Source organism: Acinetobacter sp. GXMZU3951, from assembly GCF_054457875.1.
Window position 1 is genome coordinate 228,260 of the sequence record NZ_JBTLFO010000002.1, and the last position, 15,401, is coordinate 243,660.

Genomic DNA, 15,401 nt, shown 5'->3' on the forward strand with positions numbered 1-15,401 from the left:
CCTAAAGAGGACACTCAAAATGTGAATGTCCTCTATATATTGAACTTAAACTGTGACAGGAATCAAGTCTGGAACTAACTTTGTTAGTGCTAGACGTTGCTTTGCAGCAGTGGCACCGAGTAAAACAAATCCACGCAGCGTGCCTGAATTATCCAGTGCTTTGGCAAGCATGCCATCATCAAATTCTTCTGTTTCCCAGTTCACTTCCACATCAATCGGCGCGGGGAGAACCGTCAGCGGTGCAGCAGGTGTTTTTACCGCTACAGGCATAGCAGGGTAATGGACCGCAGTATGCTCACCATTCAAGGTTTTTGCTAAGGCGCGGGCTTGCTGCATAATAGGCATGACATAAGGCAGTAATGTGCCATTCACTTCCGCACAGTCACCTACCGCATAGACATCCGCCTGATTGGTTTCCAGATGACTGTTGGTGATGACACCACGACTGGTATGGATATTCCCAGTTTTGGCCAGACTGATGTTGGGCTGTAAACCCACTGCGGAGAGTACTATATCAGCGATGACAGATTGTCCATTGGCTAAAGTGACAAGATAATCACCATTGTCGACTTTGGAGACTTTTTCTACCGTTGTGCCCAACACAAAATGAATGCCGGTTTCTTCTAAATTCTCTTGAAACGCTGTCGCAATATGGGCAGGCAATAGACGACCTAAAGGTTGGGCAGCCAAATCAATCACAGTGGCTTGATGCCCTGTATTTTGTAAATCGTTGGCAAATTCGCAACCGATCAGACCTGCACCTAAAATCACGACGCGTTTGTCTTGGCGTTTGTCTAAATTGCTACGGAATAATTTATAATCATTTAAAGAGTTAACAACATGAATATCGTCACTGCCATCGCCCGCAATCGCAAGGCGAATAGGGTTGGCACCAATCGCCAGAACCAGTTTGGCATAGTCGAGTGTGGTCACTTGCCCATCTTTTTCTAAAATAATTTGATGTTGCTCGCTACGAATTTCTTTCACCCAAGTATGTGTTTCAATCCGCATATTGAGTTGAGCACTCATCTTTTCTGCATCACCTAATGCAATTTGTTCAGGAGATTTTTTGCCCGCTAGCGCATTCGATAACGTTGGCTTGGCATAATTGCTGGCTTCATCTGCAGTAATCATAACCAGTTCCTGCTCTGCATTTAGCTTACGGAACTCGCGTGCTACAGTATAGCCAGCCATACCCGAACCAATGATAACGATAGGATGCATTTTGTTCTCCCAAATAGGTTGTAAAAAAAGACCACACTCAGGGTCTTTTTGTTCTTATTAAATTTCAATCATTTCAAAGTCGGCTTTAGAAACACCACAGTCAGGGCAAGTCCAGTCATCTGGAATATCTTCCCATTTGGTGCCCGCCACGATACCGTCTTGCGGCCAGCCCTCTGCTTCGTCGTAAATCCATCCACAAACGATGCATTGATACTTTTTCATCTGATTCTCCAATTCTGATCGGGTCAATTAAGATCAGCAATAACTCATATACCGCATGGCTCTAATGATCTAATTGCTAGCGTTATTTTCGCCTAAATTTTTACGCAGTTCTAGGACGAATGTAAAGCAAATATCGGATTTTAATTGGAGAATGATGAATCAGAATGGCTGAGCAGGACAAAATATATCAATTCAAACACCGCAGTGTATTTTTGTTAGACAATTTCAAGTTGTAGGCTCAAAAAATGGATGAGTCGTGTATTATCCGACTAAAGTCGAGCAGATTTAAAAGGCTTAAATTGTTATATTAGGATAACCCTATTCTATAGTTAATATTTTATATAAAAATTATTTTTTAAATTCAATATCTTGTAAGAATCATGAAAAACGAAACAAGCGGGAAATGCTGTATATTTACTATTCAGAAAGTTGAATAAGCGTTAAAATTCACCTATTCCTTTTGTTTTAAAATCCTCTCCCATGAAAAATTTGTCTGCTGTGTTGTGGTCACACATTCGTACTGTCCAAGATTTCCCAAAACCAGGGATTTGCTTCTATGATTTAACCCCTTTATTCATGAGCAATATTGGTCCATTGGCTGACGCGTTGATTGCGAGCATTCCAGCAGAGCAGCTGGCAGAGGTTGAAAGTTTTGTAGCTGTTGAAGCACGTGGTTTTGTACTTGCGAGTTTGTTGGCTCAGCGTTTAAACAAGGGCTTATTGCTGGTCCGTAAAGCAGGTAAATTACCGCCTCCAGTGGTAGGTGTGGGTTATAGCCTTGAATATGGTGTCGACCGTTTAGAAATTGCAGCCGATATTCAACCGCAAAAAGTCATTATTGTGGATGATGTACTGGCGACCGGTGGAACCTTAAAAGCAGTCAAACAATTGATGGATAAATGTCATCATCAAGTCTTGGGCGCAAGTATCTTTTTAGATTTACCGACGATGCATCAGGATTTAGGCTTTAAGGTGTGGACAGTATTAGAAGAAAGTTCAAAACCTTTAGCAGTTGCTTAAGCTTCAAGATTGCTAGATATTCCATATAAGCCAGTCATCTATTGATTGGCTTTTTTTATGGCTTTTGCAATATAAAGGTTTGCTCCATATAAGCAATTAAAGCATTCAGGCGTTCTGGTGCGGCTAAACGATGATGCCCACCTTCAATAGCTTCCACTTGCATGTAGGGTTCAAGAAAATTGGTGGTGGCATACATATCCAGTACTTCATCCCCAAGTTCAATATAGGCAATCTGTGGGATATCATGCTCCAGGTCTTGTTCCGAAAGGGTTGGATAATCTTCACGAAAATCTGGAGCAAGGCTAGGATTTGCAACAATACACGGGATGTGATGTTGCAACGACATCTTAAGTGCCCAATATCCTCCAAGACTATGTCCAATTAATAGATCGGGTTTAATGGCAGAGAGGGCATTGTGATAAAACTCTTCTACAGTTAAATAACTGAGATTTCGGTAATTGACATCCACACAATATTTTTTATTGGAATCAATGGCATGAAATATAGTCGACTCTTTGGACGAGTCTAAGCCATGAAAGAAAAGAATTTTGGAGTGATCTATATTCATTGTTATTGCATTCATACGGACTCTTTTCACGAAGATGGAGTGAGTAAAAATATTCACTTTTCAACTTTTTTAAACGCAGTTGATTGTACGAATCTTTAAACGGGTTTGATCTTAGCTTTTGGTCTAACAGCATTGAAGGCCTGTTGAATATTTGTAAATAGCATATTTAAAATTTCTCTATTTATTGTTGTTTTTCTTCACCTTGATTAGATCGGGTTAATATTTTTTAACGATTTATTTTACTATCTATTAAAAATATTCAGTAACTTGGAGAGAAGAACAAAGCATGAGAACAATAAAATGGTAGAGCATCTTCGTTATAGCATCAGTATTGATGCAAGCCCTGAAAAAGTCTGGGATATTCTTTGGTCACCCGACACCTATACAGAATGGACGGTTTATTTTGCAGAGGGATCGAAAATACAGACCGAATGGAAGGTTGGGGCTAGGGCGTTATTTTTGGATACGCAGGGCGATGGTCTCATCACCACGATTTTAGTGTACATCCCGAATAGCTCGGTAATTTTTCAATATCAAGGTTTATTGCAAGGTGGTATAGAGGATTTAAGTAGTCCTGAGGTACAACAATGGCAAGGTGCATTAGAGCAATATAACTTGGAAGAGGTTGATGGAAAAACTCAGCTTACGGTAGAGCTGGAAACGATTGATGCCTATAAGGACATGATGGATCAGGCATTCGAGCATGGATTAAAAAGGGTAAAAGAGTTGGCTGAACAATAGCAGTTGCAGTCCCTCGGTAAAAAGCTCAAATGTGAGCCATATTTTTGTTTGTGATAAATCATACGAAATCATGAAGTAATCTGCTATGCTATAGCACTTCATTTTTTAGTAAATTTTACGAGGCAGAGATGACGCAAAACAACGCTCAATCGACTTCTGAACAACCCATTTCCGAAAACGATTTAATTGCACAGCGTCATGCCAAATTGAAGCAAATTGAAGATCAAGCCAAACAAACGGGCGTTAGCCCATGGCCTAACTCATTTAAGCGCGAACATTATGCGCAAGATTTACAAGAACAATTTCAAGATCAGTCCAAAGAACAGATCGAAGCTGCTGAGCCTGTCCATGTAAAGGTTGCAGGTCGTGTGATGTTGAACCGTGGATCCTTCATTGTGATTCAGGATATGACAGGTCGTATTCAGCTGTATGTTGCGCGTAAAGAATTAGACGAAGCAACATTGGCAACCATTAAAGGTTTAGACTTAGGCGATATTATCGCGGTTGAAGGTTATATTGGCCGTTCTGGTAAAGGTGATTTGTACGTTCACATTCAACATTTTGAGTTGTTGACTAAATCTTTACGCCCACTTCCAGATAAATTCCATGGTCTGAATGACACCGAAGTGAAATACCGTAAGCGCTATCTTGATCTGATCGTGAATGAAGAAACACGTAAGACCTTTGAAATTCGTGCCAAAGTAGTTGCAGGTATTCGTGAATTTTTAAACAATGAACGTTTCATGGAAGTTGAAACGCCAATGATGCATGTGATTCCTGGTGGTGCATCTGCGCGTCCATTTGAAACACATCATAATGCGTTGGACATGCCTTTATTCTTGCGTATTGCACCAGAGCTTTATTTAAAGCGTTTGGTTGTGGGTGGCTTTGAGCGTGTTTTCGAAATCAACCGTAACTTCCGTAATGAAGGTGTGTCGACGCGTCACAATCCTGAATTCACCATGATTGAATTCTATCAAGCCTATGCAGATTATAAAGACTTGATGGCGTTGACTGAAAACATGCTAGAAAAACTGGCTTTGGATATTTTGGGTAGCACTGATGTACCATACCAAGGCGAAGTGTTTAGTTTTAAAGGTCCTTTCAAGAAAATTTCAATGTTTGATGCCATTCTTGAAAACAATCCGGACTTCACCCCTGAAAATGTGAATGATCGTGAATTCTTGGCCAAATTCACTAAAGACGTGTTAAAAGAAGAAGTGAAACCTGGTTTTGGTTTAGGTAAGTTACAAACTATCGTGTTTGAAGAAACCGTTGAAACTAAATTACGTCAACCAACCTTCATTACTGAATATCCAGCGGAAACATCGCCTTTAGCACGCCGTAATGACCATAATCCGCATATTACAGACCGTTTTGAGTTCTTTATTGGTGGTCGCGAGCTAGCCAATGGCTTCTCTGAGTTGAATGATCCAATTGACCAAGCAGAACGCTTCCAAGCACAGGTTGCAGAGAAAGATGCGGGTGATGATGAAGCCATGCATTATGATGCCGAGTTTGTTGAAGCCTTGGAATATGGTTTACCGCCAACTGCAGGTGAAGGGATTGGTATTGACCGTTTGGTGATGTTGTTTGCTGATGCGCCAAGTATTCGTGATGTGATTCTATTTCCACATATGCGTCGTAAAGACTAAGCTAAAATTCGTCATTTTAAAAACCCGCTTCGGCGGGTTTTTTATTGCAGATTTACAACAAAAATCAATACTCAGGTTGCAATCTTGAATCAAAGAAAATATGGTAGTCGGCAGAATTAACTAACGAGAAAGTCACGATAATGTTTTTAAAAAAATCTTTAGTTTCGGCGTTGTTACTCTTGTCAGCGTCATCGGGTTTTGCGCAAGGGATTGTCGTGAATAATGAAGATTTACGTTCGGATTTGAATTGGTTAAATCAACAGGGTGTTATTCAAATCAGTACTTCCACATGGCCAATGAGTGGGGATGAGATTCAACGTGCATTGTCACAAGCAAAGGTTAGTGCACCAGCACAACAAAAAGTAATTGATTCTGTTTTAGCCAGTTTAAGTGCAGATAATCACATGGCTAAAGTGAGCATATTTGCAGCAACAGATGAAAAGCAATTCCCCCAAGCCTATGCTGAAAGTAATAAAGCTCAATATGTAGGCGCATTAGAATTAAATGCTGGTAGTGAAAATTGGGATGCAAAATTAAAGATTAATGTCGAACAAGACCCAATGATTGATAATGGTCAGGATCGTGACATTAATGTAGAAGGTTCTTATCTAGCGGGTAAACTTTGGAATCAGTGGTTAATCGCGGGTCAAATCCCAACATATTGGGGGCCAGGTCATGATGGTAGCTTGATTCGCGGGGATGCTAGTCGCCCTGTGTATGGTTTTACAATGCAGCGTGCAGATCAAAGTGCCTTTGAAAGCAAATGGTTATCTTGGATTGGACCATGGCAATATCAAGCCTTTGCTGGACAACTCGATGATTATGATGCAATTCCTGATGCAAAATTACTGGGATTTCGTTTAACTGCGCAACCGTTGCCTTATTTGGAACTGGGTGCTTCGCGTACGCTTCAATGGGGAGGGGAAGGTCGTTCTGAAAGTTGGGATTCTTTCTGGAATGCAATTAAAGGAAATGACAATTTTTATAGCTCTGATGAAGATAAGTCAAACCAACTTGCAGGCTTTGATGCCCGTTTAAATTTAAACCAATGGTTAAATGTACCATTCAGTTTGTACGGCCAATATATCGGTGAGGATGAAGCAGGGCTACTGCCATCCAAAAAAATGTATTTAGCTGGGATGGATGTTTCTTCCAGCTATAAAAATATGCCATTTCAACTCTATACAGAATGGGCAGATACACGAACCAATGGTGATGTAAAAGGTATCTCTTATAATCATTATGTTTATACAGATGGCTATTACCAACACGGTTTCCCATTAGGTCATGCCATGGGCGGTGATGGAGAAATGTATTCGATGGGCGGAAATATACGTTTTGATGCTAAAAACAGAGTCTCAGGGCGCATCTTAATGGCTAAAGTGAATCAGTCGAATTCAGATATTAATCAAGCCTTTGCGGAAAAAGATGAAATTAAAGCACTCGACTTAACTTGGACGCATTATATGCGACCTGATATTCCTTTGAAATTAAATGGTTGGGTGAGTGATTCAGATTTACATGGGAATGATACAGGGCTTTCTATTGCTGTGGATTTACCATTAGACCCGAAAGTATGGGGATATTAATTAAGATTATATAAAGCCTCACTGATGTGAGGCTTTTTTTTATGCTTGAAGCGCCTGTTGAATCCTAATTTTCATAGATAAAATTTGCTGAAAAATAAATTGTTTAATCCATTGAACGGGTTCACCCATCGGATTAATTTTCAGTGCGGTTTCAATAAAACTTAATTGTTGCGTATGCAGCAGTACAGTTTCCAAGTGCGCTAAAATAAAAGATGAGCTAGAACATAGGGGAAACTCTATTAAAAATAGTGCTTTGGGGTAATTATAAAAACTATAAAGCAGATTAAAGGCACGTAGTTCGCCCTTAAGTTGATGGATGCCTATTTCATTCAATGGATTTTGATTGCTATAAGTGAGTCCGACCAACATATTCAGCTGATTCTCTGTTATTTGAAGACCGAATTGTAATCCGACCTGATCATCACTGAACTCATGCTGTGCGAAGACATTTAATGGTATACCATCTTCTAAGCTGGGTTCCTGTAAGACTAGAATGCCTTGGTATTGATGAATATGTCAGGCCAGTTGCTGCTGTTGTAATTTAGATTTTATGTTGTGAAGATCAAACATAGATCAAGACTCGCCAAAAGATCAGATGAGTTTAGATCTTGGATCAAGGAATAAACATGCTAGATTGAGATAAAGATTATCTCAAGATAGAGTCAATCAATCTTAAATGTGTCTCAGAATCAATAAAGCCCACACAAAAATGAGTGGGCTTACGCTTTAAGCTGGTAAATCGAACCAGATAAACTGGCTATCGCTTAAAGCCTTGAGGGAGGCTTCTTCTACGAATGCCATCGCATCACCTGCTTTTAAATGCTGACCCTCGATCTCTATTTCACCTGTAATCACGTGTACATAATTGACTTGATGCACCGCTTTTACCACTAAAGTATGAGACGCTTGTAAAAAGGCCGTTTTTACTTCACTTTGTTGTCGAATATGCATGGCGGCATTCGAATTTGCACCAGCAATCAGATGCCATTGATTTGGCTGTAACTTTGGATCACATGTGATTTGCTGGTAATCGGGTTCAGCATTACGCACATTAGGCTGAATCCAAATTTGCAACATATGCACAGGGGTATCTCCCTGATTGATCTCACTATGTTGCACACCAGTACCGGCACTCATGAGTTGCCATTCACCAGCACGGATGTGACGTTCGTTGCCTATACTGTCACGATGCGAGATGGTGCCTGCTAGGACACAGGTTAAAATTTCCATATTGTCATGGGGATGCGTACCAAAACCATTATGCGCAGCAATCACATCATCATTGATGACGCGTAACACGCTCACCCCCATATACTTAGGGTTATACCATTGACCAAATGAAAAACTATGTTTGGATTCTAACCATCCCGCTTTTACGTGACCTCGGTTTTCACTATGATGGACAAAACTTTGCATGATCATCAGCCTATTTCTAATAACTTCATGAGCTTATCTTAGTGTTGTAATAGTGTTGATTAAACTGAATTTAAGCGACAGATCATCCTATTTATGCAACAAAACTGAAAACTTAGCCTGTTTTTTAGCAAAAAAATAGCCTGCATGAGCAGGCTATTTGTATAGAATTTAAGATTATTCTAAGAATTTAACGGTCACGCCAGAACGGACTTTTTTACCTAAATCATTGGCATCCCAGTTGGTTAAACGAATACAGCCATGCGATGCTGTTTTGGAAATCGCAGAAGGGTTTGGTGTGCCGTGAATACCAAAAGATTTTTTACTTAATCCAATCCAGATATTCCCTACAGGACCGTTAGGACCTGGTGGTAAAGACAATGGTTTTAAGTTTTTACCCTGAATAAAGTTACTTGGTGAATAGCTATACCATGGATTTGGTGCGACACCCGTTACTTTGTAAGTGCCTTCCGGAGAAGGTGTGTCAGAGCTACCAATGGTTGCAGGGAAAGATGCAATCATTTGGTTGCGACTGTTAAATAGATACAGTTGTTTTGCACCTTTATGCGCAACGATCAAATGAATATCTTCAGGTAATTCATTGCGAATATTGGTCACAATGATTTTTTCGCCTGCTTTTTTAAATGTTGCTTTCGGATTAAGTTTCTTTAAGAAATCTTCATCCATATGGAATTTTTCACCCAACATTTCAGTCACACGAGTGTAGTACAAGCCTTTCATTTTCGCTTGTAATGCATAGTCGTGTGGAATAGATGGTGCATATGGACCTTGAAGATCAGCATCAGTAATGGTGTATTCCACAAAAACAGGTCGGTTGCCTTGCAGAGAAACCAGTTTATCCCAAGTTTCTTGAGTGAGCGTGCCTGTAGGTTTTAAACCATTCATTTGCTGAAAAGTGGCTAGGGCTTTTAAGGTATTTTTACCGCTGGTACCATCAATCGCACCTGGTGAAGCATGTGAATTATTCAACATCACTTGAGTGCGAGCATAGACAGGGAATTGTCCTTTGCCAATATTGTCAGACCACATGGCATTGTTTAAGCCATCAAGTGTCCAAGATGCTTTAACGGCTGGAGAAGTCGCTGCTGCTGGTGTTGTTGAGGTAGCAACTGCTGCACTAGCAGGCGCTGTACCAATATCAGCAGTATTATCTTCAGTTTGTTGGAGATTTTGCAAAGTTTGCGAAGCTTTATTTAAGTCCTGTTGTTCTTGTGGCGTAATTTGCGCATCAGCATTGACATCTTGTGCCGCTGAAGCTGAGCCAGTTGCAAGAGGATTGATCGGATCTTCAATAGCAGTATTCGCAATGACCTTCGGATTTAAGGGTTGTTCAGCAGTAGTAGCTGTGGCAAATGCAGTGCCAGCAAAAATGCAACTTAAACTCATTGCGAGTATTGTGCGAACGAACATGTAATTCAACCTTAAGAATTATTCATTTACTAAGTGACAAAACTACGCAAGTATTGCAGAAAAACTGGGTAGATGCAGTATTTGTTTTGTGTAAATATGCGTTTCTATGTCACCTGAAAATAAATTTTAATAGCGAGAGAAGTTATTAAAATTTAGTCCTTTTTGTTATGATGCTGCATAGATTAAATGAAGCTAGGAAAGTCAATGACGACCTTAAAAAATGATCGTTTTCTGCGTGCCTTATTACGTGAGCCTGTTGATACAACGCCTGTATGGATGATGCGTCAGGCAGGTCGTTATCTACCAGAGTACCGTGAAACACGTGCCAAGGCTGGTGATTTCCTCTCTTTATGTAAAAATACTGAATTTGCTTGCGAAGTAACTTTGCAGCCATTGCGTCGTTATGACTTGGATGCGGCTATTTTATTTTCCGATATTTTAACCGTGCCTGATGCTTTGGGTTTAGGGTTATATTTTGAAGCTGGTGAAGGGCCTAAGTTCCATAAAACTGTTCGCACTGAACAGGATGTCATGAATTTGCCAACATTTAATGCAAAATCCGATCTTGATTATGTAATGAATGCCGTATCCACGATTCGCTCTGCTTTGGGTGGTCAAGTCCCGTTGATTGGTTTTTCGGGTAGTCCGTGGACGCTTGCCACCTATATGGTTGAAGGTGGTTCAAGTAAAGATTTCCGATATACCAAGCATATGATGTATGCCCAGCCTGAAGTATTGCATGCTTTACTGGATCGATTGGCGATTGCCGTGATTGACTATTTAAATGCACAAATTGATGCAGGTGCTCAAGCTGTTCAAATCTTTGATAGTTGGGGCGGGGCATTGGCACACCGTGAATATATCGAATTTTCATTGAACTACATGCAGAAAATTGTGTGCGGTTTAAAACGTGAAAAAGATGGACGTAAAATTCCAGTGATTTTATTCACTAAAGGTGGTGGTCAATGGTTAGAGCCGATGGTGGCTACAGGTGCTGATGCCTTGGGTCTGGATTGGACCACACACTTATCTGTAGCAAGACAAGTGGTGAATGGGCGGGCAGCATTGCAAGGTAATCTAGATCCTGCAACGTTATATGGTTCAGCGCAAGCAATTCAAAAAGCGACACATGCAATGTTAGATGATGCCTACGCAAATGGTGAAAAAACTGGCTATGTGGCGAATTTAGGACACGGCATTACCCAATGGGTCAATCCCGATCATCCGAAGGTATTTATTGATACCGTGCATGAATATAGCGCCAAGTACCTCTAAGTAGAAGGTGCAGTCTTAACGTGTTAAATGTCGCAAAATCTTGTGTTGAATTTTCTTATAAGGCAGCTTCGGCTGCCTTATTTGGAATTTTATTGTTAATCGCATTCGTACTGACCGCACCACTGGGCTATGAACAGCATTATGGCTTCTATCGTTACGATTATTTGCTCTTTTATGCCTTAGTTATCCAATTTTGTTTGTTGTATTTAAAGCTAGAATCTTGGGCAGAAGCCAAAGTGATTGCTTTATTCCATATTATGGCCATGGCGATGGAAATTTTTCTGACCCATCCAGCAATTGCGTCTTGGCAATATCCGCAACCTGCTTGGTTTAAAATTTGGACGGTGCCATTATTCGCGGGCTTTATGTATTCCGCCGTAGGAAGTTTCTTTGCCCGATCTTTACGACTTTATAATGTATCTTTTGAGTTTTTACCGAAATTTGGCCATATGTTGACCTTGGCCGTCTTGTCCTATATCAACTTTATTAGCAAATTCTTTGTTCCAGATATCCGCTATGTATTGTTTGCTTGGAGTGTGTGGATGTTCTGGAAAACCAAAATCAGTTTTGAGTTGCAACATCACAGCGTTCAACTGCCGATGTTACCTATTTTATGGGTTTTAGCTTTTATTATCTGGATTGCGGAGAATGTCAGTACCTTCTATAAAATTTGGCTTTATCCGAGTCAGGTGGATGCGTGGCACATGGTCGGCTGGGGCAAACTGGGTTCATGGTACTTATTGTTATTGTTAAGTTTAGTCTTGGTGCTGAAAATACTTGGAACACGTGATTTATATGGTTATTGGAAGCTAAATAATTAGTTATTTTAATAACTTATATTAAATTTTATAACTTTAGTATAAATTGTTTTGCGTTATTAGAGATATACGGATAATCTAAGTTTGTGTAATCCAACATTACATGTAAATAATTAGAACACTCAGAGAATAATTCTGGAGAAGTGCAATGTTAAAAAAAAGCAGTATTGGCAATAGGTTCTACAGCAGCATTTGCAGATAACGATGCAGGTTGTGGTATCGGTTCTGAGATTTGGGCTGGTCAATCAGGTAAAGTGGCAAAACTCCTTGCCGCAACAACAAATGGTCTTTTCGCTAACCAATTATTCGGTATTACATTTGGTACGCTCGGCTGTAGTGGTTCAGGTACAGTCACTGCTCAAGTTGTAACTTTTACCAATGAAAATGCGGAATCTTTGGCGCGTGATATGGCAGTCGGTCAAGGCGAAAGCTTGAATGTACTTGCGGAATTACTCAACATTAAAGCAGAAGATAAAGCACATTTCTTCGCGGTATCTAAACAAAACTTTGCTGAAATCTATTCAACTGAGAATAAAGATTCTTATCAAGTTTTAACGTCTTTACAAGCTGTCATGGCGAAAGACACCGTACTCAAAGCTTACGTTTAATCGATAGCTGCTAAACCCTGTCAATTCGGCAGGGTTTTTTATATGAAAAAAATTAAATTTGAATGAAAAAGATTGCATTATTTACGGCTATTTTAGGTTCGAGCATAGCGTATGCTGTAGAGCCAACATCTTCCATTTCCGCTATACAACTGGCAAAGCAAAAGCAATTGGCGCAGCAGACGACTTGGCAACGGCTGATGTATGCAGACGCCAAGGGGCAAAGTGAGGTCAGTTACGCAGGTTATTTCTTGACTCCTGAGGGTGGCAAGCATTTGCAGGCAGAATTAAATGCCAATGTCGCTGCCTTATTTGAACCCGCCGCAGCCAATCAATCCGTTCGTTGTCGTTTTCCTGCTCGCAGTCAATGGCTGATCAAGCAGTTAAATATTCCGAATACGGCACTGCCGAATGTTGAGTGTCCAGAGTTGGATAAATGGCTGGGTGAAATCAAACCCTATAAAGCCACATTAATTTATGCCACTGACTTTATGGGTAATCCAAGCTCAATGTTTGGACACACTTTATTGCGACTCGACCCTAAAGATCAAAAACAACTGAATTTGGTTTCTTATGCAGTCAATTATGCGGCCACGGTTGCTGGGGCTGATGGTTGGTCATTTGCGTGGAAAGGCTTAACTGGGCAATATCCTGGCGAATATTCATTAATGCCGTATTATCGAAAAGTAAAAGAATATGGCGACCTAGAAAGCCGTGATTTATGGGAATATGAGCTGAATTTAAATCCTGATGAAACCCGGTTTTTGGTTCAGCATATTTGGGAAATGCAGCATGTAAGTTTTCCTTACTACTTTGTCAGTGATAATTGCGCATACCGTCTATTGGGGCTGATTGATTTGGTCAGACCAGAGCTCAATCTCAAGCAGCAATTTAAAGTTGCAGCCATTCCGATGCAGACCATTAAGGCTATTGATCAGCAGGGGATCGTGAGTGAAACAGTGTATCGTCCCGCCTTAGAAACGCAATTATTGGCTCAAGCTCGACAACATGGTCAAGCCTTGGCGAAAACAGCTCATCAGGTGGCATTTGCTGAGCAAAAGCAAAGAGCAGAAATTTTAGCGCCATATACTGAAATTGATCGTGCCAAAATTTTAGAAATGGCCTATGACGATTTATATCTACAATTTGTTGCCCGAAAAGTTGATGTCAGTTTTGCGCAGCCAAATTTACGTGAACTGTTAACACTGCGCAGTGCGATTGATTTGGATAAACAGCGTCAAGCGCCTGAACGTCCGCGCATGGATCCAACACAGTCGCATGATGCCCGCAATTTTAGTCTTAAAGCGGGGCAGGTTCAGGGCGATAACTTTATAGAATTGAGCCATCGTCAGGCTTACCATGACTTAATTGATCCCCAAGGTGGTTATCGTGTTGGCACGCAATTACTGTTTTGGGATGGTGCTGTTCAAGTCCGTGATGATGAATTGAAATTAGAGCATTTTGATTTTCTTACAGTAAATTCGTACAACCCGATTACGGCTTTTAAAACACCTTTAACTTGGGGATTTAATCTGGGGTGGCAACAAGAAGCCCTCACATCATCAGGTCAGTTTAGCTCAGATGATCAGCATGGCGTGGTGAGTTTAAAAACTCAAATGGGGTATAGCTATGCAGATGCCAAACGTGAAAATTTATGTTACGCACAGATGCAAACCTATCTACAAGGTGGAAAATCATTGGATAAGGGCTGGCGAATAGGCTTGGGTCCAACCCTAGGCTGTCAGAATATTTGGACTGAGCGTATAAATTCTATTGTGCAAGTCGAGTTACCATATTGGGAAGATGCCCACGCATGGCAGCTTCGGCTTAATTCACAATTACAATATGCATTTAATACGCAAAATGCGGTTCGAGTTGCTTGGGAATATCAAAGTCAAGACCATCAGGACTGGAATAAGTTTAGCCTGGGTTATGTGAGGTTCTTTTAAGTTTGAGCAGATAAAAAAGGCACTTTGGGAAGTGCCTTTTTTATGGAATTTATTTTTTGACTAATTGACCGTGTTCATCGATTAATAGTTCGCCATCTTCTTTGCAAAAACTACCACGTTGCGGTGCGGATAAAATTTCTAAAACCACTTCAGAAGGACGGCACAAGCGTACGCCTAATTCAGTTACGACGAAAGGACGATTGATCAAAATTGGATATTGCAGCATAAAATCAATAAGTTGATCATCAGTATGTACTGAATTTTCAAGCTGAAGTTCTGTATAAGGTGGCACATTTTTTCGTATGACTTCACGCACAGAAAGACCAGAATGCTTGATTAAATCGATCAATTCCTGTTTAGTAGGCGGGGTTTCGAGATATTCAATAATTTCTGGTTCTTGACCAGTGTTTTGTATCAGTGCAAGGGTATTTCTGGACGTACCACAAGCAGGATTATGATAGATCTTAATCATTTCGACATCTTTATTTGGTTAAAATAAACTTTGTTGCATTTATATATGGATATCCGTATATTTGCAATCATTAAATTTGGGCTGCACAATGGATCAAACTGATTTTTTTAAATGTCTCTCCGACCCCACTCGTTTGGCGATTATCAAATGGGTTCTGGCTCGAGAAAATGTCTGTGTCTGTGAACTGACTGAGTTGTTGCAGTTAAGTCAGCCGAAAATTTCACGACATTTGGCATTGTTAAGAAATCTGTCGGTTTTATTAGACCAGCGCCAGGGGCAATGGGTCTATTACCGTGTGAATCCAGACTTACCAGAATGGGCCAAGGCGGTGTTATTGATTATTGCACAATCAGCACAAACCGAGATGCACTCGTCTTATATGGATGGAGTGCTGAACGTTCACTGCGATTGATCTGCTG

Annotated in this window: 16 protein-coding genes; 9 read left to right on the forward strand and 7 right to left on the reverse strand. The window is 40.5% G+C overall.

Annotated elements, in window-relative coordinates; translation table 11 throughout:
• Positions 1-45: 45 nt before the first annotated feature.
• Positions 46-1,224 carry an FAD-dependent oxidoreductase gene (locus tag ACX17N_RS04190; RefSeq protein WP_458891311.1) on the reverse strand — a complete coding sequence of 393 codons (1,179 nt, stop codon included), beginning with the start codon at positions 1,222-1,224 and terminating at the stop codon, positions 46-48.
• Between the two features lie 57 nt (positions 1,225-1,281).
• Positions 1,282-1,446: a rubredoxin RubA gene (rubA, locus tag ACX17N_RS04195; RefSeq protein ID WP_100241419.1), complete on the reverse strand. Its 165-nt coding sequence runs from the start codon at positions 1,444-1,446 to the stop codon at positions 1,282-1,284.
• A 480-nt stretch (positions 1,447-1,926) separates the two neighbouring features.
• On the opposite strand from rubA, the gene ACX17N_RS04200 reads away from it, so the two are divergent.
• Positions 1,927-2,466, forward strand: coding sequence for an adenine phosphoribosyltransferase (locus tag ACX17N_RS04200; protein WP_458891312.1), 540 nt, complete (start codon positions 1,927-1,929; stop codon positions 2,464-2,466).
• 55 nt (positions 2,467-2,521) lie between these two features.
• On the opposite strand, the gene ACX17N_RS04205 is transcribed toward ACX17N_RS04200, so the two are convergent.
• Positions 2,522-3,034 (reverse strand): YqiA/YcfP family alpha/beta fold hydrolase, encoded by a 513-nt coding sequence (locus ACX17N_RS04205; protein ID WP_458891606.1) that lies wholly within the window; start codon positions 3,032-3,034, stop codon positions 2,522-2,524.
• Positions 3,035-3,334: 300 nt separating this feature from the next.
• Between ACX17N_RS04205 and ACX17N_RS04210 the strand changes: the two genes are divergently transcribed.
• From ACX17N_RS04210 to ACX17N_RS04220, 3 genes are all read left to right on the forward strand, one after another.
• Positions 3,335-3,775: an SRPBCC family protein gene (locus tag ACX17N_RS04210; RefSeq protein ID WP_458891313.1), complete on the forward strand. Its 441-nt coding sequence runs from the start codon at positions 3,335-3,337 to the stop codon at positions 3,773-3,775.
• A 128-nt stretch (positions 3,776-3,903) separates the two neighbouring features.
• The gene (gene lysS, locus ACX17N_RS04215; protein WP_458891314.1) at positions 3,904-5,430 is read left to right on the forward strand and encodes a lysine--tRNA ligase; all 1,527 of its coding nucleotides are present in this window, start codon (positions 3,904-3,906) and stop codon (positions 5,428-5,430) included.
• A 140-nt stretch (positions 5,431-5,570) separates the two neighbouring features.
• Complete coding sequence (locus ACX17N_RS04220) at positions 5,571-7,019, forward strand: capsule assembly Wzi family protein (protein WP_458891315.1); 1,449 nt, start codon at positions 5,571-5,573, stop codon at positions 7,017-7,019.
• 39 nt (positions 7,020-7,058) lie between these two features.
• On the opposite strand, the gene ACX17N_RS04225 is transcribed toward ACX17N_RS04220, so the two are convergent.
• The 3 genes from ACX17N_RS04225 to ACX17N_RS04235 form a co-directional block, all read right to left on the reverse strand.
• Positions 7,059-7,388, reverse strand: a complete 330-nt coding sequence (locus tag ACX17N_RS04225; RefSeq protein WP_458891316.1) for a hypothetical protein — start codon at positions 7,386-7,388, stop codon at positions 7,059-7,061.
• Positions 7,389-7,745: 357 nt separating this feature from the next.
• On the reverse strand, positions 7,746-8,435 hold the full coding sequence (locus ACX17N_RS04230; RefSeq protein WP_458891317.1) for a pirin family protein: 690 nt from the start codon (positions 8,433-8,435) through the stop codon (positions 7,746-7,748).
• Positions 8,436-8,609: 174 nt separating this feature from the next.
• A complete protein-coding gene (locus ACX17N_RS04235) occupies positions 8,610-9,863 on the reverse strand; it encodes a L,D-transpeptidase family protein (protein ID WP_458891318.1) in 1,254 nt (417 codons plus the stop codon).
• Between the two features lie 204 nt (positions 9,864-10,067).
• Here ACX17N_RS04235 and hemE point away from each other — a divergent pair, with 204 nt between their 5' ends.
• The 4 genes from hemE to ACX17N_RS04255 all read left to right on the forward strand — a co-directional run bounded on the left by hemE (position 10,068) and on the right by ACX17N_RS04255 (position 14,510).
• On the forward strand, positions 10,068-11,138 hold the full coding sequence (hemE, locus tag ACX17N_RS04240; RefSeq protein ID WP_458891319.1) for a uroporphyrinogen decarboxylase: 1,071 nt from the start codon (positions 10,068-10,070) through the stop codon (positions 11,136-11,138).
• A 20-nt stretch (positions 11,139-11,158) separates the two neighbouring features.
• Positions 11,159-11,959, forward strand: a complete 801-nt coding sequence (locus tag ACX17N_RS04245) for a DUF817 family protein (protein ID WP_458891320.1) — start codon at positions 11,159-11,161, stop codon at positions 11,957-11,959.
• Positions 11,960-12,123: 164 nt separating this feature from the next.
• Positions 12,124-12,564, forward strand: a complete 441-nt coding sequence (locus tag ACX17N_RS04250; protein ID WP_458891321.1) for a DUF3015 family protein — start codon at positions 12,124-12,126, stop codon at positions 12,562-12,564.
• Between the two features lie 62 nt (positions 12,565-12,626).
• The gene (locus tag ACX17N_RS04255; RefSeq protein ID WP_458891322.1) at positions 12,627-14,510 is read left to right on the forward strand and encodes an Lnb N-terminal periplasmic domain-containing protein; all 1,884 of its coding nucleotides are present in this window, start codon (positions 12,627-12,629) and stop codon (positions 14,508-14,510) included.
• 49 nt (positions 14,511-14,559) lie between these two features.
• On the opposite strand, the gene arsC is transcribed toward ACX17N_RS04255, so the two are convergent.
• On the reverse strand, positions 14,560-14,982 hold the full coding sequence (gene arsC, locus ACX17N_RS04260; RefSeq protein WP_458891323.1) for an arsenate reductase (glutaredoxin): 423 nt from the start codon (positions 14,980-14,982) through the stop codon (positions 14,560-14,562).
• An 88-nt stretch (positions 14,983-15,070) separates the two neighbouring features.
• Here arsC and ACX17N_RS04265 point away from each other — a divergent pair, with 88 nt between their 5' ends.
• Positions 15,071-15,394 (forward strand): ArsR/SmtB family transcription factor, encoded by a 324-nt coding sequence (locus ACX17N_RS04265; RefSeq protein WP_458891324.1) that lies wholly within the window; start codon positions 15,071-15,073, stop codon positions 15,392-15,394.
• Positions 15,395-15,401 lie beyond the last annotated feature (7 nt).